Origin of the sequence: Nonomuraea sp. NPDC049504, from assembly GCF_040676845.1 — a bacterium.
Taxonomy (GTDB): Bacteria; Actinomycetota; Actinomycetes; order Streptosporangiales; family Streptosporangiaceae; genus Nonomuraea; species Nonomuraea salmonea.
In genome coordinates, this window is the sequence record NZ_JBFAPT010000026.1 from 51,764 (window position 1) to 69,992 (window position 18,229).

The window sequence follows — 18,229 nt, forward strand, 5'->3', positions numbered from 1 at the left end:
AAGCTTGTCAAGCCTTGCGATTTTTCGAAGGTATTGACAAGACTTCGAAAGTAACCATGATTGGCTCCAATCATTCCGGGAGGAGCATCCACAGTGCGAAGAAGAACCGCGGCGGCCCTGGTCGCGGCGATCGTCCTGGCGGCCGGGGGCTGCGGAGGGTCGGCGCAGGAGGGCGCGAAGACGGTGGACCCGCAGGCGAAGGTGAAGCTCACCTGGTGGACGGGCCAGACGGCGGACGCCGAGAAAGTCCTCGAAGGGCTGGCGGCGACGTTCACCCAGCAGCATCCCAACGTGACGATCGAGGTCTCCTCCGGCGCCTCGACCACCGACGACCTGCTGCAGAAGCTCTCCGCCGGCTTCGCCAGCGGCGTCTACCCCGACATCTCCTACGCTTTCGGAAGCTGGGCCTCGCAGCTACAGGAGTCGGGCAAGACGCTCGACCTGACGGAGAAGGTGAAGGACCCGGCGGTCAAGTGGGCGGAGTTCCCCGAGGCGGCCCGCACGACCGCGACGCCGAACGGGCAGGTCATCGGCTTCCCCGCGATCGTGGACAACCTCTCGCTGCTCTACAACAAGAAGCTCTTCGACGCCAAGGGCGTGGCGTACCCGACCGACGAATGGACCTGGGACGACTTCCGCGCGGCGGCCAAGAAGCTCACCGACCCGGCGGAGAAGATCTACGGCACCGCGTACTCGGTGAGCGCCTCCGAGGACACGACCTGGCACTTCTGGCCGCTGCTGTGGCAGCGCGGCGGCAGCATCCTGTCGCAGGACCAGAAGAAGGCCGCGTTCAACTCGCAGGCCGGCGTGGACGCGCTGGAGTTCCTGCGGGCGATGGCGGTGGACGACAAGAGCGTCTACCTCGACCAGACCGACGAGCGCTACGCGCCGCTGTTCGCGGACGGCCGCATCGGCATGATCATCAACGGGCCCTGGTCGCTGTACGACCTCAAGCAGAAGAAGACCGACTACGGCGTGGCCTTCCTGCCCGGCACGAACGGCGACCACCAGACCGTCTCGGGCCCCGACCTGTGGACGCTGTTCGACAACGGCGACGCCAACCGGGCCTACTGGTCGTTCGAGCTGATCAAGTGGCTCACCTCGGCCGAGGGCGACGCCCAGTGGAACCTCACCCAGGGCAACCTGCCGCTGCGCAACTCGGAGACGAAACTGCCCGAGTACGAGAAGTACGTCAAGGAGTACCCGGGCGCCGAGAAGATGGTCGCCAACCTGGCCAACGCCAAGCAGGCCAGGCCCACGGTCAGCGGCTACGTGGAGATGTCGCGGCACGTCGGCGAGGCCATCGCCAAGGCCATGCAGGGCGCGGCGCCGCCCAAGCAGGCCCTCGACGAGGCGGCGCAGAAGTCGGCCATCGCGCTGGCCGGGGGCTGACGATGTCGGTGTTGTTCGCCGGGCGCCGGCGACCGGCCGCCCACGTCTCGGCACCGCCGTCCGGCAGGGTGCGGTGGCTGCACCGCACCCTGACCGGGTGGGGCTTCGCCGGCCCGGCCACGGTGCTCGTGGTGGGCCTGTCGATCTTCCCGGCGGTGTGGGCGTTCCTCATCTCGCGGCAGAAGTGGAACGGCATCTCCCCCGCCAAACCGATCGGCTGGCTGAACTACGAGCTCATGGCCCAGGACCCGGACCTGCTCGCGGCCGTGCGGCACACGCTGGTGTTCACGGTGCTCTTCGTGCCGGCGTCGATCTTCCTCGGCATGCTCGTCGCCGTCGCGCTGAACCGGCCGATCAAGCTGGTCGGCTTCTACCGTACGTGCATCTTCATCCCGTTCGTGGCGTCGGCGGCGGCCACCGGCATCCTGGCGAACTTCGTCTTCAACCCGCAGTACGGCGCCGCCAACAGCGTCCTGCGCACGCTCGGCCTGCCGCAGCAGCAGTTCCTGGAGAGCCAGTCGCAGGCGCTCGCGGTGATCTGCCTGATCGCGCTGTGGGGACAGGTCGGCTTCACCGTGGTGGTCTATCTGGCCGCGCTGCAGGACATCCCGAAGGACGTGGTCGAGGCGGCCCGCATGGACGGCGCCAACCGCAGGCAGGTCTTCCGGCACGTCACGATGCCGCAGCTCGGCCCGGTGACCGTCTTCACCTCCATCTGGCAGACGATCACCGCGCTGCAGTTGTTCGACCTGGTCTTCACCACCACCAGGGGCGGCCCGCTGGGCGCCACCCAGACGATCGTCTACTACGTCTACACCCAGGCGTTCAAGCTCACGAAGTTCGGCTACGGCTCGGCCGTCGCGTACGGGCTGTTCGCCGCCACCATGCTCATCACCGTCGGGATGATCCTCTACTCCCGGCGCAGCAAGATCGAGGCCTTCTGATGCGACGCCTGCCGTTCAGCCCGTGGCACCTGCTGCTGATGCCGCTGGCGCTGCTGTTCGCGCTGCCGCTGGTGCAGATGGTGCTGACCGCGTTCATGCCGGACAGCGACATCAACCGCTTCCCGCCCCGCTTCATCCCGAGCCGGCTGACCCTCGACGGGTTCGCCGGCCTGTTCAGCCAGTCGCCGGCGCTGCTGTGGCTGCTCAACACGGTGATCGTGGCAGCGGTCGCGGTCGTGGCGCACCTGATCCTGTGCTCGATGGCCGGGTACGGCTTCGCCCGGCTGAAGTTCTTCGGCAAGCAGGCCGGGTTCCTGATGATCCTGGCGACCATCATGATCCCGACGCAGCTGCTGATGATCCCGACGTACGTGATGTTCAGCCGGCTCGGCCTGATCGACACGCTGGCGGCGGCGTTCGTGCCGTGGCTGGCGTCGGCGTTCGGGATCTTCCTGATGCGGCAGTTCTTCCTGTCGCTGCCCGCCGAGCTGGAGGACGCCGCCCGCATCGACGGGTGCACGACCTTCGGCGTGTTCTGGCGGGTGGTGCTGCCGCTGGCCAAGCCCGCGCTGGCCACGCTGACCGTCTTCACCCTGCTCGGCTCGTGGAACGACCTCATCTGGCCGCTCATCGCCATCAGCGACGAGAGCAACTACACGATCCAGCTCGGCCTGGCCAACTTCCAGGGCACCAGGCACACCCAGTGGTCGCTGCTCATGGCCGGGAACGTGGTGGCGACGCTGCCGCTGATCGTCGGGTTCGTCGCGGCGCAGCGGCAGTTCGTCGCCACCATGACGTTCACCGGGCTCAAGGGCTGAGCGCTACCAGGCGACGGGGAGCGAGGTGAGGCCGTACACGATGTTGAACGAGCGGAACTCCGCGGGCGGGCCCTCCTCGCGCAGCCCGGGGAACCGCTCGAACAGCGCCGGGAAGGCCATGCCCATCTCCATCCTGGCCAGCGGCGCGCCGAGGCAGTGGTGCACGCCGTGGCCGAAGGCGACGTGGCCCATCTCGCCGCGCGAGACGTCGAGCCGGTCGGGGTCGGGCACGAGCGCGGGGTCGCGGTTGGCGGCCGGCAGCACGCAGACCACCAGCTCGCCCTCCGGGATGCGCACGCCCGCCACCTCCACGTCCGTGGTGGTCACCTTGAACGTGCCCGAGTGCACGATGCTGAGCCAGCGCAGCAGCTCCTCGACCGCCGCGCCCCACCGCTCGGGCTCTTCGCGCAGCAGGTCGAGCTGCTCGGGGTGGCGCAGCAGCGCCAGCGTGCCGAGACCGATCATGTTGGACGTGGTCTCGTGGCCGGCCAGCAGGAGCAGGCCGCCGATGCCGATCAGCTCGTCGGCGGACAGGTCGTCGCCGTGCTCGCGGACGAGCATGCCGAGCAGGTCGTCGCCGGGGTCCTTGAGTGCGCGGCCGACCAGCTCGGTCATGTAGGCGCGCGACTCCAGCTGGGCCGCGACCCGCTGGTCCACCGGCAGCGACAGGTCGAGCGTGGTGCCGCTGCGGCGCTGGAAGTCGTCGCGGTCCTCGTACGGGACGCCGAGCAGCTCGCAGATCACCAGCGACGGGATCGGCAGCGCGAACGCCGACACCAGGTCGGCCGGCGGGCCCGCCGCCTCCATGGCGTCGAGGTGGGCGGTGACGATGTCCTTGACGCGCGGCTCCAGGCGGCGCATGCGGCGCATCGTGAACTCGGGGGTGAGCATGCGGCGCAGCCGCGTGTGCTCGGGCGGGTCGAACATCAGCAGGTTGCCCGCCCGCATGCGCCGCACCTCGTCGTCGCTGAACTCCGGCGCGCCCGGCGGCCGGTGGCCGGGCTGGCGGGCGTTGCTGAACCGCGCGGGGTCGCCCAGCACCTCCCTGACGTCGGCGAACCTGGTCACCATCCAGACGTCGATGCCGAACGAGGTGCTGACCCTGCGCACGCCCTGCTCCTCGCGGATCCGCGCGAGGTCGGGATCCGGGGTGAAGGTCGAGCGGCGCATGTAGACGGGCATCTCCGCCGCGGTTTCAGTCATCAGCTAGGTCTCCTCCCTGACCTCATTAAACGTCCGGGAGGCGGCGGGCGCGGCGGCGGGTCCCCGGCAGGTCCCCGGCGGGTAGGCCCGCGACGGCCCACGATCCCGGCCGTGACCGGGCCCGGCCGGGATCGCTCGAAGGTTTGCTACTCGCGCGTGGCGGGGTCGCGGAACGCCACGGCGGCGGGCCGCTCGCAGGTGCTCTCGACGTCCACCGAACGGCCGGAGTGCGCCGCGGCGAGCAGCGACTCCATGACGTCCAGGACGTGGAACGCCATCGCGCCGCCCGCCCTGGGCTCCCCCTCGGACAGGAAGTCGATGAGACCCACGCCGCGTCCCGCCTCGGCGTACCCGGCCGAGACCGGCAGCTCCCGCGCGGCCTGGTCGCCGAGCCTGGTCAGCAGCACCGGCCCGTCGAAGCGGTTGGGGTCGGGGACGACGAGCGAGCCCCGCTCCCCGTGCACCTCGATGTTGGGCGCGCGGGTCGCGACCGCGTCGAAGCTCATGACCAGCGTGGACAGCACCCCCGACTCGTGCACGAGCACGCCGGTGACGTGCGTGTCCACGGTGACCGGGATCGCCTCGCCCTGGCGCGGCCCCGAGCCGATCGTGCGCTTGGCCCGCGTCCTGCTGGCCGCGCCGATGACCGTGGCCACCGGGCCGAGCATGGTGATCAGGCTGCTGATGTAGTACGGGCCCATGTCCAGGAGCGGCCCGCCACCCGGCACGTAGTAGAAGTCGGGGTTGGGGTGCCAGCGCTCGTGGCCGGGCGTCATCATCGTCGCCGTGGCCGCGACGGGACGGCCGATGAGCCCCTCGTCGATGGCGACCCTGGCCGTCTGGATGCCGGTGCCGAGGACGGTGTCGGGCGCGCAGCCCACCCGCACCCCGGCCTGGCCGGCGGCCTCCAGCACGCGCTTGGCGTCCTCGCCCGTCGCGGCCAGCGGCTTCTCGCAGTAGACGTCCTTGCCCGCCGCGATGGCCCGCAGCGCGATCTCCGCGTGCGCGGCCGGGACGGTGAGGTTGATCACCACCTGGATGCGCGGGTCCGTGAGCAGCTCGGCCACGTCGAGCACCTCGACGCCCTCGTACGGCTCCGCCGCCGCCCGCGCCCGCTCCGGGTCGAGGTCGGCCACGGCCACCAGCCGGACCTGGGGCAGGCGGGCGATGGTGGTCAGGTATTGGGCCGAGATGGCGCCGCAGCCCACGATGCCGACGGTCAGCGGCTGGCCCACAGCATGCCCCTCTCGACGATCGTCCGCACGCTGTCCTGCTCCAGCACGTCCAGGCTGTGCCCGGGAGTCGCCACGAAGATCCTCCCCTTGCCCCAGCGGCGGGTCCAGATGGCCGGCGAGGTCACCTCGCGGTGCCACGGATCCCACGGCCGCACCTTCTGCGTCGTGGTGGCCAGCACGTCGATGTAGTCGTCGGTCAGCACCCAGTACTGCTCGGTGACCAGGTCGAAGTCCTCGATGCCCTGCGTGATCGGGTGCGCGGCCGCCTCGGGCAGCATGTTCACGGTGTACGGGACGAAGTTGTGCCGCTCGGTGCCGGCGTCGGGGTCGTCGGGGTGCTTGCCCGGGTGGCAGGCGAACTGGCCGCCGATGAGGTGCAGGTAGTCGGAGGAGTTGCGGAAGGAGTCGGCGATGCCGCCGTGCCAGCCCGCCATCCCCGTGCCCGCCTTGATGGCCGCCCGCAGGCCCTTGAGCTGGTCCGCCTCGATCGTGCCCATCGTGTAGCACTGCACGACGAGGTCGATCTCGGCCATGAGTGCGCTGTCGGCGTACGGGGCAGGGCTGTCCGCCAGCTGCACCTCGAAGCCGTTCTTCTCCAGGAAGGGCACGAAGAGGTCGGTGGCCGCCACCGGAGCGTGGCCCTCCCAGCCGCCTCGTACCACGAGGACCTTGCGCGTGTGCTCGCCCGCCATGCAATCGCCAATCACTCGATGAACCATAAATCGGCCGTGCACCGCCCAATCCTCAAATAGCGGCACACTTCGCCAATTCTGTCTGACTTCCCCCAAAACCCCCAGCCCCCATTTTGGCGAGCCTCGCGCCTGGGCCGTCCGCCGGGGGGCACGAGCGATCCCCCGCCACGCGCCCCGTCAGGAGGAGCAGGTGATGATCTTCGTGATGAGGTCGCGCATCGGCGTCAGGAGGCCGGGGCAGGCGGCGGCGTCGAGCTCGTACAGGCGCAGGGCGCCGCTGCGCCGCACCCTCAGCAGGCCCGCCTGCCGCAGGATCTTCAGGTGGTGGCTGGTGGCGGGCTGCGACAGCTCCAGGTGCGCGGCGATGTCGCCGACGCTGCGCGGGGCCGCGGCCTCCAGGAGGAAGACCACGATCTCCTGGCGGCGCTCGTCGCCCAGGGCGGTGAACAGCGGCCGGGTCGTGGCGAACAGCGCCGCCACGTCCCCCGCCTCGATCGGGCCGCTCATGCCGGCAGCGCGCGGCGCAGGGCGGACAGGGCGCCCACCGGCAGCGTCCTGGCCTCGCCCTCGGCGATCCAGCCGGCCAGCATGAGCCGCGTCTGGGCGCGGACCTTCGTGAAGTGCGCCTCCAGATAGCGGCGCAGGTCGAAGGGGAGCAACCAGGGCAGGACGCGCAGCGCCGGCCCCACGGCCCACGACGGGACCGAGGCGAGCGCGCGCCGCCCGTGCTGGGCGGACACCACGGCGACGGCCTCCCTCGCGGCGGCGCCGGCGGCGCGCAGCCGCGCCCCCTTCAGGGGCAGCCGCCAGCCGGAGATCTCCAGCGCGGCGATGTACGGGATCATGCGGGCGGCGGTCAGCTCGGCCGCACCGGCCCGCGTCACCGGCCTGGCCCGCAGGCCACCGGCGCGCAGCGCGGCGACGACCTGCGGGGCGCGCTCCCCCGCGACGCCCATCGCCGAGCCCGGCGGCACCCAGTACGCCACCCCCGGCCCCGGCACCTCCCCTCCCAGGGGCGCCTGGTAGGCGAGCAGTGCGGGGATCACCTGCACGATCTGCTCCCGCGGCCAGACCTCGGCGAGGGTGCTCAGGTCGCCCGGGTCCTGACCGATGGTGACCACCGTCGCCGCGCCGGTCGCCGCGCGCAGCGCCGCCGTCCACGTGCCGCGCAGCGCGGTCGAGTCGACGCACAACCACACCATGTCCCAGTGCTCGTCGCGCGCCTCGCTCATCACCTCGTACGGTTCGAGCCGCTCATGCACCGGCGCCCTGCCCCGCCTGAGCCGGTACAGCGAACCTCCTCCCCAGCTCTCCCGCCCCGGCCGCACGAGATACCCGACCTTGGCGCCACCGGCCGCAAGCCGCACCCCGAACACCTGCCCCAACGCTCCGGCCCCGATGACCAGCACCTTCACCATGGTCTCCTTATCTATCCAAATATTCGGATAGATGAAGACTAGCCGGAGGTGAGGGCGTGGCGGGCGTGGGCGCGGACATCGGCGTCCGCGTCCTTCAGGGCTCCTTCCAGGGCGGTGGCCACCGCCTCGACGTCGTGGTAGAGCCAGGCGTTCAGCTTGTCGATCTCGGGGCGCAGCGCCTCCGGGTAGAGATCGGTCTCGCGGTCGGCCCACTCCTCGAACTGGGTGGCCAGGTCGAACGTGAGGTCGGGGAAGTTGCTGCTGACGATCCTGCCGCACCGCCGGTCCCAGAGCACGGGCACCGAGATGTGGCCGGGGTAGCCCTTCTCGGTGGCGTCGTACGCCTGCTCCAGCAGGGTGAACCCGTTGACCGGGTCGGGGCCCCTGTGTTCCCTGAACGCCCAGCCGCGCCCGTCGCGCTCGTCGTCCACGTACGACAGCGACACCACGTCCTCAGGGCCCTTGAGCTTGCGGACGATGGCCGCGGTGGGCGTACGGGCAGACCCAGGCGACGTAGAGGTGGTAGCGGCCGGGCTCGGCGCGGTAGCCGCTCGACCCGCCGGCGGTGATGCGGCCCTGGAAGGGGTAGATGGGGCGGTTCCAGCCGGCCGGCAGGTACAGGCGGCCAGGGCCGTAGGAGCCGTAGGCGGTGTGGTCGACGGGACTGGCGTAGGCGGGGGTTCCCGTCCTGGTGGAAGGCCCGGGGTAAACGGTCACACTGGGCTCCGGCTCAGTCTTGGGGATGGAACTGGCCGAAGCGGCCCTGATGGTAGAGGAGCGGCCGGCCGTCGCCGTGCGTGCGCACGTCGGCGACCAGGCCGACGACGAGCACGTGGTCGCCCACGTCGGCGGTCTCGTACGGCAGGCACACCAGGTGCGCGGAGACGTCCTGGAGCAGCGGCGCGCCCAGCGGTCCAGGACGCCAGCGGGTGGGCGGCGCGAACCTGTCGATGCCCTTGCGGGCGAACCTCGCGGCCAGGTCCGCCTGGTCGCCGGACAGGATGTTGACGGCGAAGTGGTCGGCGGTGCGCAGCCAGGGCCAGGTGGCGGAGGACTGGTCGACGTAGAAGGAGACGAGCGGCGGTTCGAGGCTGACCGAGGAGAACGAGGTGGCGGTCATGCCGACCGGGACGCCGTCGTTCTGGGCGGTGATCACCACGACGCCGCTGGCGTGCACGGCGAGTGCCCGGCGGAACGATTCGGCGCCGACGGCGCGTCCGGGCATCGTGTCGGTCATGCCCGGACCCTCCCTTCTCGTTCGCGGGTCGTGGTGGTCGGTGCTGGGCTGGTCGGTGCTGGGATCACGGGATCGTTCCTCACAGGGAAGGCGTGCGCGCGCGGCGCCCTGGCGGTGTGGTGCGCGAGCGCGGTGTACGGGTTCGTCAGCGGGAGCGTGGACGGCGTCGGCCACGCCGGAGCACGAGGGGGACGAGGGAGAACGCGGCGGTACGCCGCGGGCGGTGGTCCGTGATCAGCGACACTGCGCGCTGGCGACGTGGCAGAAGTCCACGTGGGGGCGCGCGGTCAGGAGGAAGCCCTGGCTCATGTCTTCGACGCTAAGCCGCGTGTCCGGATAAGTCAATATTTCCTACTTGTTATGCGGGAAATATGTCGGGGAGGCCCGCGTAGACCCGCCGCGCGTTCCCTCCGAGCACCGCGGCGACCAGATCGGGCGCCTCGGCGGGGAGCAGGGCGGCGACGTTGCGGGCGTTGGCGGCGGTGCCGGGGACGCCGGGCCAGTCGGTGCCGAAGATCCACCTGCGGGCCAGGCGGGCCAGGTCGTAGCGGGCGTAGTACTCGGGCAGCCGCTTGGGCGGCAGGCCGGACAGCTCCAGCCAGACCGTGTCGTGCGCGAGCGCGAGGAACGCGGCGGCGTCGTACCACCAGCCGCGCCCGCCGTGCGCGAGCACCACGTGAAGGCCGGGGAAGTCGCGCAGGACCGGGATGAGGAAGGCAGGGTCGGCGTTCTCGTTGGCCGAGCCGGGGAACGTGCTGGTGCCGCAGTGCACGACCAGCGGCACGCCGCTCTCCTCCAGCACGTGGTAGGCGGGGTAGAGCGCGGCGTCGTCGCAGCGGAACCCGCCGTGCACCGGGTGCAGCTTGAGCGCGGCGGCCCCGAGCGCGAGCTGGCGGCGTACCTCGGCGGCGATCGGGTGGTGCAGGTGCGGGTTGACGTTCGCGATCGGGCGGAACCTGCGCGGGTTGTGCTCGACGATCGGCAGCAGGTCCTCGAACTCCTGCATGCCGGTCACCTTGGGGCTGTACTCGCACATCAGCAGCGCCACGTCCACGCCCTCGGCGGCGAACAACGCGTCGAGCCTGCCCGGGCGGGGCCGGCCTTCGGCGTCCCAGACGGCCTCCAGCACGCCGTCGGCGCCGAACCGCCGGGCCCAGTTCAGCCAGGCGGGCTTGAGCGTGCCGAGCACGGGCACGTGAACGTGGGCGTCGATGAGCGGGCGGCCGTCGAGCATGTCCCGTACATTACGCTCGGCGGCGCCGGAAGATCAGCCATGACATTCGACGCCAGAGGCGGGTATCGTCAGATCTTTGTAGCAAATTGTTCCGGCTGAGGAGCACACGTGGTCGAGCTTGCGAAGGCCCTGGAGATCGCGACGCCAGCGGGGCGGGCGCGCGAGGCGGCGGGGGCGCCCGCGTTGCTGCTGACGATCCTCGGCGAATTCGTGCTGCCGCGCGGCGGCGAGGTGTGGACGGGCACGCTGGTGGCCGCGCTCGGGGCGCTCGGCGTGGAGGAGAAGTCGGCTCGCCAGGCGCTGTCGCGGACCGCCGCGCAGGGGCTGCTCTCCCCCGCCCGCCACGGGCGCAGGGTGCGCTGGAGCCTGACGCCGGCGGGCGACCGGCTGCTGCGCGAGGGCGCCGAGCGCATCTACGGCTTCATGCGCGGGCCGCACGACTGGGACGGCCGCTGGCTGGTGCTGACCGCCGGGGTGCCGGAGGCCCAGCGGCGGCTGCGCCACCGGCTGCGCACCCGGCTCACCTGGCTCGGCCTCGGCTCCCCCTCCCCTGGCCTGTGGGTGGTGCCGGACGCCTCGAAGGAGACCGCCGTGCGCGAGGTCATCACCGAGCTCGGGCTCGGCGACCGGGCCTTCGCCTGGACGGGACCCGCCACCGGCATCGGCGACCCCGCGGCGCTGATCGCCGCCGCCTGGGACCTCGACGACGTGGAGCAGCGCTACCTGGCCTTCATCGACCGCTTCACCACCCTCCGGACGGCCGACTCCGAGCAGGCGGTGTTCACCGCGCAGGTGCAGCTCATCCAGGAGTGGCGGCGCTTCCCGTTCCTCGACCCCGACCTGCCGGCCGAGCTGCTGCGCCCCGACTGGCCGGGGCCGCGCGCCGCGGCGGTCTTCCACGACCTGCGCAACCGCTGGCACCGGCGGGCGCAGGCGGCCTGGGAGTCGATGGACGACGAGGCCGCCACCCGCACCTAGCACTACGCCCGCGCGACGTCCGACCATCGCCGTGTATCAGTTCTTGATGCCGGTGAGCGTCACCCCTTCGACGAAGCAGCGCTGCAGGAAGAAGAAGAGCCCGATGATCGGCGGGATGAGGCAGCACGATCGTCCAGAACACCCGCCAGGGCGACGCGCCGTCGCTGTCGGCGGCTGCACGGTGAGCGGCGCGCCGGAAGCCGCACGGCGTGGCGGAGGTCAGGGCGTGCGCCTGGTACCCACTTTTTTGTGGGTACTTGCCGCCCCGGCCGTCCCCGGACGAAGCTGAGGTCATGGCGGCCGGGGGGCCGCCGGGATCAGCCGGACGTTCGAGGGGAGGCCGGGACGGTGCGCGTCACGAGACCTGCCGGGTCGCGGCCAGCCTCTCGAGGCGGCGGTGGCCCCAGTCAGCGAGGGGTGCCAGCGCGTCCGCCAGGTCCTGTCCGAACGGGGTCAGCGAGTATTCGGTCTTCAGCGGCCGGACGTCGTAGACCTCCCGGTGGACGAGACCGTCGGCCTCCATCTCGCGCAGCGTCTGCGTCAGCACCTTCTCACTGAGCCCCGGCGCCCGCCGCAGCAGCTCACCCGGCCGCCACGGGCCTGACTCCAGCAGCCAGAGCAGGAGCGTCTTCCACTTGCCGTCGATCACGGCGATCGCGGCGGTCACCCCGCACACGTCCGTGTCCTGTGCCCTGCTGCGCGTCATCGCCATCCCACCTTCAGCACTTTCGTCGAGGAGTCTTCACGCATGTCCGCATCCACCCCACAGTCTGCCGTCACCGTGCTCGGTCTGGGCCCGATGGGCCGGGCACTGGCCGGCGCCCTCCTGGACGCGGGCCTGGCCGTCACCGTCTGGAACCGTACGCCCGGCAGGGACCGCGAGCTGGTCGCCCGCGGCGCGGCGGGCGCCTCTTCCCCCGAGTCCGCGGTCGCCGCGAGCCCGCTCACCGTGCTCTGCGTGGTCGACTACGACGCCGCCGACGCGATCGTACGCGGGGAAGCGGTCGCCTCCGCGCTCAAGGGCCGCACGCTGGTCAACCTGACCGCCGACACGCCCGCCCGCGCCCGGGAGACCGGCGCGTGGGCGGCCGCGCACGGCATCGGCTACCTCGACGGCGCCATCATGACGCCGGCCCCCACCATCGGCACCCCTGACGCGGTGTTCCTGCACAGCGGGCCCGAGGAGCTCTACCGCGAGCACCAGCCGGTGCTGGACGCGCTCGGCGGCACCCACACCCACCTGGGCGCCGACATCGGCCGGGCGGCCTCCTACGACCTGGCGCTGCTCGACATCTTCTGGACCGCCATGGCCGGGTACGCCCACGCGCTGGCCCTGGCCAAGGCGGAGGGCGTCACAGCCCGGGAACTGGCGCCCTTCGCGCAGGGCATCGCCGCCATCCTGCCCCCGCTCATCGAGGCAGGCGCGCAGGAGGCGGACGCCGGCTCCTTCTCAGGCGACGTCAACCCGATCACCTCAGCGGCCTCCTCCATGAAGCACATCATCCAGGCCTCGGAGGAACGCGGCATCGACGCGAGCGTGATGCGCGCGGCGGAGGGCCTGGCCCGCAGAGTGATCGGCCTCGGCCACGGCAAAGACGACTTCCTCCGCATCACGGACCTGCTGACTCCCCGCTGACCCGCGCGGGACGCGGCGACTGCGCGAGAGGCGAACCTCCCCCACCGTCCGCGCGGGTAGCCGCCGTTGACCGCGTGGGAGGCGACCACACTCCCCCACCCTCCGCGCGGGAAGACGGTGCTCAGCCGTCGTTGACTGCTGAGGCGGGGAGGGGGATCGACGGGAAGGGGTTGTCGGGGAGGAGAACGATGCGGCGGGGGCGGTCGGGGAGGCCGGCGGCGTCGAGGTGGAGGAGGGCCGAGCCGATGCCGGCGGCGCCGACCATGTAGCCGGTGTCGGCGGTGACCTCGCCGGGGCGGAGCCTGCGGTAGGCCTGGTACCAGCGGTAGCCCTGGCCGTTGTGGTCGGTGGCGCGGCCGATCAGGTCGGCGGCGAGCGCGTAGGCGTAGTCGAGGTGGTCCCGGTGGCCGGTGGCCGCCCACAGGCCGACGAACAGCTCGATCACGCCGGCCGTGCCGCAGCACTGGCAGGCGACGTTCCAGTAGCCCTCGGTGCGGCGGCGCGGCGCCCCGCTGCTGATGATGCCGCGCGCCAGCCGCTCGGCCCACTCCAGGTCGGCGGGGTCGCCGTCCACCCGGTAGAGCTCGTAGAACATCCGCGCCACCCCGGCGGAGCCGGAGCAGAAGCCGAGGTAGTGCAGGCCGCGCGCGTGCGGCACGTGGTGCGGCACGACCGCGCAGCGCCCGCTCACGACGCTGACCTCGCGGACGAAGGCGGCGCCGCTGCGCGCGGCGTGGAGGAAGCGCCGCTCGCCGGTGACGCCGTACAGGCGGGCCAGCAGGTACGCGGTGCCGGACGTGCCGGCGAGGAAGCCCGGCGTGACGGCGTCCACCGGCAGGTCGGCGCAGTCGCCGAACCGGTGGCCGGGGACGGGCAGGCGGGCGACGCGCAGCCCGGCCTCCACAGCGGCCTCCTCGTACGCGGGCACCCCGAGGTGCGTGGCGGCCCGCAGCAGCCCGAGGATGATGCCGCCCTCACCCCGCTGCGCCGGGTCGCGCGACCACTGGACGCCGTCGCCCCGCTCGGTGCCCTTGCGCACGATGTGGTCGGCGATGGCCGCGGCCTCGGACTCGAAGGCGGGCTCGCCGAGCGTCCACCCGGCCTCCATGAGCGCGATCATCACGCCGGTGAGCCCGTGGTAGAGGGTCAGGTCGTCCTGTTCGCGCCAGGTGGCGGCGAGCCTGCGGGCGCCGGCCCTGGCGTCCTCCAGGTACGCCTCGTGCCCGGTGGCGGCGGCCAGCTCAAGGAAGAACAGCACGACCCCGGCGGCCCCCGAGTAGAGAGACCAGGGCTCGGCGGTGACGGCGGACGCGCCGCGCGTGTCGGGGTTGGCCTGCCACCACCGGCCGTGCTCGTCGTCGACGGCGGCCGAACGTACCCATCGGCCGGCCAGGATGGCGGCGGTCAGCGGCGTGTCAGCGCGGGCACTCGACGCGCGCATCTCGTCCAGGCTCATGAACTCATTTTCCCATAGATTTAGTAGGAAGACTCGGAAAGCGGGTGAAGCAGATGTGGACACGATGCTCCACCCGGCCGGGCCGCCGCTCAAGTAGCCGCGCGAGTGCGGCCATCACTCCTCCCCGGTGACGCCGAGCGCCCGCAGCAGCACGCCCCTGGTCTCGGCGGGGCCGGCGGCGGCGCCGGGCCGCAGCTCGGTGGCGATGCGGCCGGAGTCGAGCACCAGGATCCGGTCGGCCAGCGCGATGGCCTCGTCCACGTCGTGGGTGACCAGCAGCACGGCCGGGCGGTGCTGCTCGAACAGGCGGCGCAGCAGCCGATGCATCTTCAGCCTGGTCAGCGCGTCCAGCGCGCCGAACGGCTCGTCGGCGAGCAGCAGGCGGGGCTCGCGTACGAGGGACCGGGCCAGCGCGACGCGCTGCTGCTCGCCGCCCGACAGCTCGTTCGGCCAGGCCCGCTCGCGCCCGGCCAGCCCGACCTCGGCCAGGCTCCGCCGGCCGCGCTCCTCGGCTCCGGTCAGGCCGAGCACGACGTTGGGCAGCACCCGCTGCCACGGCAGCAGCCTGGCGTCCTGGAACACCACCGACACCTCGCCGGGCACCCGCACCGCGCCGCCGCCCGCCACGTCGCCGTCCAGGCCGGCCAGTGCGCGCAGCAGTGTGCTCTTGCCCGAGCCGCTGTGGCCGAGCAGCGCGGTGAACTCGCCTGGCGCCAGCTCCAGGTCGAGGCCGTCCAGCACCTTGCGGGCCCCGTAGACACGGGTCAGCCGCTCGACGCGGATCAGCTCGCCAACGTCCGTCGCCACGACAGCGCCCTCCTTTCGACCAGGCGGACCGCGGCGTCGGAGAACAGGCCGAGCAGGCCGTACAGGACGATGCCGACGAGGATGACGTCGGTCTGCCCGTACGTGCGGGCCAGGTCCATCATGTAGCCGATGCCGCTGGTGGAGTTGATCAGCTCGGCCACCACCAGGAACAACCAGGCCGTCGTGACCGCGAACCGCAGCCCCAGCAGGAACCCGGGCAGCGCCCCCGGCAGCACCACTTTCCTGATGAACGTGCCGCGCCGCAGATCGACGGTCTCGGCCAGCTCGACGTAGCGGCTGTCGATGCCGCGCAGGCCGTTGTGGGTGTGGATGTAGATGGGTACGAGCACGCCGACCGCGATGACCGTGATCTTCATGCCCTCGCCGATGCCCAGCCACAGGATGAGCAGCGGCATCAGCGCCAGCGACGGGACGGCCCGCTTGATCTGCACCGGGCCGTCGATGATCGCCTCACCCCAGCGGCTGAGCCCGGACACCAGCGCCAGCACCGTACCCAGCGGCACGCCGATGGCGAGTCCCGAGGCGACCCGGCCGACCGAGGTCAGCAGGTTGTCCTGGAGGCGGCCGTTCGCGATCAGGTCGCCGGCCGTGGCGACCACGGTCCACGGCGCCGACAGGAACCGGGGGTCGAGCCGGCCGGTCGCCGAGGCGAGCGCCCAGAGGGCGAGCAGCAGCAGTGGGCCCAGCAGGAAGCCCAGCCTGATCGGGCGGCCCGGTCTGAGACGGCGGCGGGCGCGTACGCGGGCGGGGGCGGCGGGCCGGGAGGCGAGCAGCGTCATCTCACACCCTCCTTCCTGCGGGTGTCCGGCAGGGGGTCCGGCAGGGGGTCCAGCGGGGGCCGGCCGTGAAACGTCAGCACCGTGCGGGTGTCCGGCAGCGGCGTTCTGTGGGACGTCATCACGCACCTTCCTTCAGCGCGGCGGCGACGGGCTCGAAGCGGCGGTCGTAGAGGTCCTCGGCCTTGAGCGGCTCGTTGCCGGTCTCGGCGGCCAGGATGTCGATGGTCTCCTGGTGCCGGGTGATGGCCTCCGACCAGTCGGCGGGGATGTCGGGCTCGCCCGCCTGGTCCACCAGGTACTGGCCGTCGGCCGCGTTGAGGCCCTGGTCCTTGACGTAGTAGCCGTCGATCCACTCCTTGGGATGTTCGTGGATCCAGCGGGAGGCGCGGGCCCAGGCGGCGACGTACTCGCGCAGGGCGGCCGCCTTGGCCGGGTCCTTGAGCGTCTCGGTGCGGACGTAGAGGTGGGCGGGGTCGTCGCGCAGGCCGTGCTGGACGGTCGTGGCGCCGTCCTTGCCGAACTTGGCGGTGTAGCGCTTGATGTTGACGCCGCCGATGGGCGCGACGTCCACCTGGCGGGAGGCCAGCGCGTTGGGGTAGACGTCGCCGGTGCTCGGCAGCTCGATCAGCTCGACGTCGTTCTTGGTGAGGCCGGCCTTCTTCAGCACCCTGAGCACGAGCGCGCCCTGCGCCTGCCCCGGGCTGTAGGCGATCTTCTTGCCGCGCAGGTCGGCGAGGGTCCTGACGTGTACGCCTGGGGCGATGCCGAGCTCGTACGTGGGGTGGGCGAGCGGGTCCTTGCGGAACTTCGAGGCCACGATCTTCACCGGCAGCCCGGTCCAGGTGGCGTGGATGGGCGGGATGTCGGCCACCGCGCCGACGTCGAGCGCGCCGGCCCTGAACGCCTCGCTCGTCTGCGGGCCGCCGCTGATGTTGGCCCACTCGATGGCGAACGAGAACGTCTCGATCTCGCCGGAGAGCTGCAGCGCCACCTTGGTGGCGGGGTCTCCGACGATCAGCCTGGCGCCTTGCGGGACCACGGTCGGCAGCGGCGCCTGCGCGGCCAGCTCTGGCCCGCCGGACTCCTGGGCGGCGCTCGGGGCGCAGGCCGTCAGGAGCAGCAGGACGAGTGCGGCGAGCGTGGGTCGTAACGAGGACGTGTGGTGGGGGCCCTGGCTCATGGTCTCGAAGGTACGAGCGCCAGGGGCCTAAGTCAACATTTCCTACCAAGTTTGCATGATTTTGGCAGTGGGTTCCGGTGCAGCCTGACACCGGAGGGGTCAGCTGGGCCGGGCGGAGCCGGCGAGACGGCGGAAGTCGGCGAGGCTCTGGCGGTAGAAGGCGAGGTCGCTCTCCAGCTTGGCCCTGGTGAAGCGACCGGGCTCGGCCTCGCGGGCGGACCTGCCCATCTCCGTCCAGAACGCCTCGGACGGCAGCGCGGCGGCCCCCTCCGGCAGGAACTTCAGCGCCTCGGCCACCGCGTCGGCGGCGTAGGTCCAGTCGGTCTCGACGGCGCGGACCCGCTGGGGGTCGGCCGGGCAGGCGGCATGGAAGAGGCCGCCCTCCAGGGCCCGGCTCGCGTACGTGCCGCCGATCAGCACCCACTGGCCGGCGTCCAGCAGCTCGGACCTGCCCGTGCCGAACGTGGTGCGGGCCTCCCTGGCCGCGTGCTCGCCGGCGTACGAGACCGGCACCTCCACGCCGCCCGCCCGCACCAGCCACCCGTCGGGCACCTCGATGACTTCGGCGCCCGCCGACCCGCCCGAGACCGTCAGGTCGAGGTAGACGTGCGCCTCCACCAGCGAGCGCGCCATGACGGCGTCAGGCATGCCGGGCCGCCAGATCGCGGAAGGAGTCGCGGACGATCAGCAGCCGGTCGAGCTGGAACCTGCCAGGCTCGGCCGCCCGCATCTCCCTGCCCCGCTGCGACCAGAACCCGTCGTCGGGCACCTCGTCGGCGCCCGGCGGGATGAACTTGACGACCTCCTCGACGGCCGCCGTGGCGATCGACAGCGTGCGGTGGGCCTCCGCCTCGTCGTCCACCGGCACGTTGCCCGCCGTCAGGTCGGCCACCCACAGCCACTCCCCCGCGTCGAGCAGCTCCGACGGCTCCGGGCCGCCGAACGTGGGGTAGCCCGCCGGCATCGTCGGCCGCTCGGGCACCCCGAACAGATATTCGCGCTGCCTGCCACAGTCGTCGCAGGCCCCCCAGTAACGCGTGGCGAGCCCGTCGTCGACGGCGACCAGGCCGCTGTCCCACGCCGTCTCGACCGAGCCGCACGCGCACGGGTGCAGGTCGAGGTAGAGATGCGCCTCATCCCTCGTCCGTGCTATCGCGAACGCCATAACCGTCCTCTCCTCGCCGTTCTCCTATCATGCC

At 71.9% G+C, this 18,229-nt stretch carries 22 protein-coding genes; 5 read left to right on the forward strand and 17 right to left on the reverse strand.

The window, feature by feature from the left end:
- The first annotated feature begins 93 nt into the window (after positions 1 to 93).
- From AB0K28_RS38860 to AB0K28_RS38870, 3 genes are read left to right on the forward strand one after another with little or no spacing between them, the layout of a single operon-like run.
- Positions 94 to 1,392 (forward strand): ABC transporter substrate-binding protein, encoded by a 1,299-nt coding sequence (locus AB0K28_RS38860; protein WP_364380089.1) that lies wholly within the window; start codon positions 94 to 96, stop codon positions 1,390 to 1,392.
- A gap of 2 nt (positions 1,393 to 1,394) precedes the next feature.
- Positions 1,395 to 2,336: a sugar ABC transporter permease gene (locus AB0K28_RS38865; RefSeq protein WP_364380092.1), complete on the forward strand. Its 942-nt coding sequence runs from the start codon at positions 1,395 to 1,397 to the stop codon at positions 2,334 to 2,336.
- Positions 2,336 to 3,154: a carbohydrate ABC transporter permease gene (locus tag AB0K28_RS38870; protein WP_345404372.1), complete on the forward strand. Its 819-nt coding sequence runs from the start codon at positions 2,336 to 2,338 to the stop codon at positions 3,152 to 3,154. Before AB0K28_RS38865 ends, AB0K28_RS38870 begins: the two co-directional genes overlap by 1 nt.
- 3 nt (positions 3,155 to 3,157) lie before the next feature.
- Here the strand turns inward: AB0K28_RS38870 and AB0K28_RS38875 are convergent, their stop codons facing one another.
- The 9 genes from AB0K28_RS38875 to AB0K28_RS38915 all read right to left on the reverse strand — a co-directional run bounded on the left by AB0K28_RS38875 (position 3,158) and on the right by AB0K28_RS38915 (position 10,173).
- Positions 3,158 to 4,357: a cytochrome P450 gene (locus AB0K28_RS38875; protein WP_345404369.1), complete on the reverse strand. Its 1,200-nt coding sequence runs from the start codon at positions 4,355 to 4,357 to the stop codon at positions 3,158 to 3,160.
- Between the two features lie 146 nt (positions 4,358 to 4,503).
- Complete coding sequence (locus tag AB0K28_RS38880) at positions 4,504 to 5,592, reverse strand: Gfo/Idh/MocA family oxidoreductase (protein ID WP_345404367.1); 1,089 nt, start codon at positions 5,590 to 5,592, stop codon at positions 4,504 to 4,506.
- The gene (locus tag AB0K28_RS38885; protein WP_364380096.1) at positions 5,577 to 6,299 is read right to left on the reverse strand and encodes a ThuA domain-containing protein; all 723 of its coding nucleotides are present in this window, start codon (positions 6,297 to 6,299) and stop codon (positions 5,577 to 5,579) included. Before AB0K28_RS38885 ends, AB0K28_RS38880 begins: the two co-directional genes overlap by 16 nt.
- Before the next feature lie 162 nt (positions 6,300 to 6,461).
- Positions 6,462 to 6,791, reverse strand: a complete 330-nt coding sequence (locus tag AB0K28_RS38890) for a metalloregulator ArsR/SmtB family transcription factor (RefSeq protein ID WP_364380099.1) — start codon at positions 6,789 to 6,791, stop codon at positions 6,462 to 6,464.
- Positions 6,788 to 7,702 (reverse strand): 2-dehydropantoate 2-reductase N-terminal domain-containing protein, encoded by a 915-nt coding sequence (locus tag AB0K28_RS38895; RefSeq protein WP_364380102.1) that lies wholly within the window; start codon positions 7,700 to 7,702, stop codon positions 6,788 to 6,790. Before AB0K28_RS38895 ends, AB0K28_RS38890 begins: the two co-directional genes overlap by 4 nt.
- A 38-nt stretch (positions 7,703 to 7,740) precedes the next feature.
- Positions 7,741 to 8,151 carry a hypothetical protein gene (locus tag AB0K28_RS38900; protein ID WP_364380105.1) on the reverse strand — a complete coding sequence of 137 codons (411 nt, stop codon included), beginning with the start codon at positions 8,149 to 8,151 and terminating at the stop codon, positions 7,741 to 7,743.
- A 4-nt stretch (positions 8,152 to 8,155) separates the two neighbouring features.
- A complete protein-coding gene (locus tag AB0K28_RS38905; RefSeq protein ID WP_364380108.1) occupies positions 8,156 to 8,419 on the reverse strand; it encodes a hypothetical protein in 264 nt (87 codons plus the stop codon).
- A gap of 13 nt (positions 8,420 to 8,432) precedes the next feature.
- On the reverse strand, positions 8,433 to 8,939 hold the full coding sequence (locus AB0K28_RS38910) for a flavin reductase family protein (protein ID WP_364380111.1): 507 nt from the start codon (positions 8,937 to 8,939) through the stop codon (positions 8,433 to 8,435).
- A 358-nt stretch (positions 8,940 to 9,297) separates the two neighbouring features.
- Positions 9,298 to 10,173 (reverse strand): amidohydrolase family protein, encoded by an 876-nt coding sequence (locus tag AB0K28_RS38915; protein WP_364380114.1) that lies wholly within the window; start codon positions 10,171 to 10,173, stop codon positions 9,298 to 9,300.
- A gap of 108 nt (positions 10,174 to 10,281) precedes the next feature.
- Between AB0K28_RS38915 and AB0K28_RS38920 the strand changes: the two genes are divergently transcribed.
- A complete protein-coding gene (locus tag AB0K28_RS38920; protein ID WP_364380117.1) occupies positions 10,282 to 11,151 on the forward strand; it encodes a PaaX family transcriptional regulator C-terminal domain-containing protein in 870 nt (289 codons plus the stop codon).
- A gap of 355 nt (positions 11,152 to 11,506) precedes the next feature.
- Here the strand turns inward: AB0K28_RS38920 and AB0K28_RS38925 are convergent, their stop codons facing one another.
- Entirely contained in the window at positions 11,507 to 11,857 is a 351-nt protein-coding gene (locus AB0K28_RS38925) for a helix-turn-helix domain-containing protein (RefSeq protein WP_364380120.1), read from the reverse strand.
- Between the two features lie 42 nt (positions 11,858 to 11,899).
- On the opposite strand from AB0K28_RS38925, the gene AB0K28_RS38930 reads away from it, so the two are divergent.
- Positions 11,900 to 12,787, forward strand: coding sequence for an NAD(P)-binding domain-containing protein (locus tag AB0K28_RS38930; RefSeq protein ID WP_364380123.1), 888 nt, complete (start codon positions 11,900 to 11,902; stop codon positions 12,785 to 12,787).
- A 121-nt stretch (positions 12,788 to 12,908) separates the two neighbouring features.
- Here the strand turns inward: AB0K28_RS38930 and AB0K28_RS38935 are convergent, their stop codons facing one another.
- The 7 genes from AB0K28_RS38935 to AB0K28_RS38965 all read right to left on the reverse strand — a co-directional run bounded on the left by AB0K28_RS38935 (position 12,909) and on the right by AB0K28_RS38965 (position 18,195).
- On the reverse strand, positions 12,909 to 14,243 hold the full coding sequence (locus AB0K28_RS38935) for a lanthionine synthetase LanC family protein (RefSeq protein ID WP_364380126.1): 1,335 nt from the start codon (positions 14,241 to 14,243) through the stop codon (positions 12,909 to 12,911).
- Positions 14,244 to 14,357: 114 nt separating this feature from the next.
- Positions 14,358 to 15,050: an ABC transporter ATP-binding protein gene (locus AB0K28_RS38940; protein WP_345404334.1), complete on the reverse strand. Its 693-nt coding sequence runs from the start codon at positions 15,048 to 15,050 to the stop codon at positions 14,358 to 14,360.
- A complete protein-coding gene (locus tag AB0K28_RS38945; RefSeq protein WP_364380129.1) occupies positions 15,026 to 15,850 on the reverse strand; it encodes an ABC transporter permease in 825 nt (274 codons plus the stop codon). The genes AB0K28_RS38940 and AB0K28_RS38945 overlap by 25 nt, the downstream gene beginning before the upstream one ends.
- Positions 15,847 to 15,969 carry a hypothetical protein gene (locus tag AB0K28_RS38950; RefSeq protein WP_364380132.1) on the reverse strand — a complete coding sequence of 41 codons (123 nt, stop codon included), beginning with the start codon at positions 15,967 to 15,969 and terminating at the stop codon, positions 15,847 to 15,849. Before AB0K28_RS38950 ends, AB0K28_RS38945 begins: the two co-directional genes overlap by 4 nt.
- On the reverse strand, positions 15,969 to 17,030 hold the full coding sequence (locus tag AB0K28_RS38955; protein WP_364380135.1) for an ABC transporter substrate-binding protein: 1,062 nt from the start codon (positions 17,028 to 17,030) through the stop codon (positions 15,969 to 15,971). The genes AB0K28_RS38950 and AB0K28_RS38955 overlap by 1 nt, the downstream gene beginning before the upstream one ends.
- A gap of 99 nt (positions 17,031 to 17,129) precedes the next feature.
- On the reverse strand, positions 17,130 to 17,678 hold the full coding sequence (locus tag AB0K28_RS38960) for a hypothetical protein (RefSeq protein ID WP_364380138.1): 549 nt from the start codon (positions 17,676 to 17,678) through the stop codon (positions 17,130 to 17,132).
- Positions 17,671 to 18,195, reverse strand: a complete 525-nt coding sequence (locus AB0K28_RS38965) for a hypothetical protein (protein WP_364380141.1) — start codon at positions 18,193 to 18,195, stop codon at positions 17,671 to 17,673. The genes AB0K28_RS38960 and AB0K28_RS38965 overlap by 8 nt, the downstream gene beginning before the upstream one ends.
- Between the last annotated feature and the right edge of the window lie 34 nt (positions 18,196 to 18,229).

Excerpts from the sequence above, each read along its gene's own strand:
- AB0K28_RS38865 (WP_364380092.1), top strand. The coding sequence starts at position 1,395 with ATGTCGGTGTTGTTCGCCGGGCGCCGGCGACCGGCCGCCCACGTCTCG.
- AB0K28_RS38870 (WP_345404372.1), top strand. The coding sequence starts at position 2,336 with ATGCGACGCCTGCCGTTCAGCCCGTGGCACCTGCTGCTGATGCCGCTG.
- AB0K28_RS38875 (WP_345404369.1), bottom strand. The coding sequence starts at position 4,357 with ATGACTGAAACCGCGGCGGAGATGCCCGTCTACATGCGCCGCTCGACC.
- AB0K28_RS38890 (WP_364380099.1), bottom strand. The coding sequence starts at position 6,791 with ATGAGCGGCCCGATCGAGGCGGGGGACGTGGCGGCGCTGTTCGCCACG.
- AB0K28_RS38895 (WP_364380102.1), bottom strand. The coding sequence starts at position 7,702 with ATGGTGAAGGTGCTGGTCATCGGGGCCGGAGCGTTGGGGCAGGTGTTC.
- AB0K28_RS38910 (WP_364380111.1), bottom strand. The coding sequence starts at position 8,939 with ATGACCGACACGATGCCCGGACGCGCCGTCGGCGCCGAATCGTTCCGC.
- AB0K28_RS38915 (WP_364380114.1), bottom strand. The coding sequence starts at position 10,173 with ATGCTCGACGGCCGCCCGCTCATCGACGCCCACGTTCACGTGCCCGTG.
- AB0K28_RS38925 (WP_364380120.1), bottom strand. The coding sequence starts at position 11,857 with ATGACGCGCAGCAGGGCACAGGACACGGACGTGTGCGGGGTGACCGCC.
- AB0K28_RS38930 (WP_364380123.1), top strand. The coding sequence starts at position 11,900 with ATGTCCGCATCCACCCCACAGTCTGCCGTCACCGTGCTCGGTCTGGGC.
- AB0K28_RS38935 (WP_364380126.1), bottom strand. The coding sequence starts at position 14,243 with ATGAGCCTGGACGAGATGCGCGCGTCGAGTGCCCGCGCTGACACGCCG.
- AB0K28_RS38945 (WP_364380129.1), bottom strand. The coding sequence starts at position 15,850 with ATGACGCTGCTCGCCTCCCGGCCCGCCGCCCCCGCCCGCGTACGCGCC.
- AB0K28_RS38950 (WP_364380132.1), bottom strand. The coding sequence starts at position 15,969 with ATGACGTCCCACAGAACGCCGCTGCCGGACACCCGCACGGTGCTGACG.
- AB0K28_RS38955 (WP_364380135.1), bottom strand. The coding sequence starts at position 17,030 with ATGAGCCAGGGCCCCCACCACACGTCCTCGTTACGACCCACGCTCGCC.
- AB0K28_RS38960 (WP_364380138.1), bottom strand. The coding sequence starts at position 17,678 with ATGCCTGACGCCGTCATGGCGCGCTCGCTGGTGGAGGCGCACGTCTAC.
- AB0K28_RS38965 (WP_364380141.1), bottom strand. The coding sequence starts at position 18,195 with ATGGCGTTCGCGATAGCACGGACGAGGGATGAGGCGCATCTCTACCTC.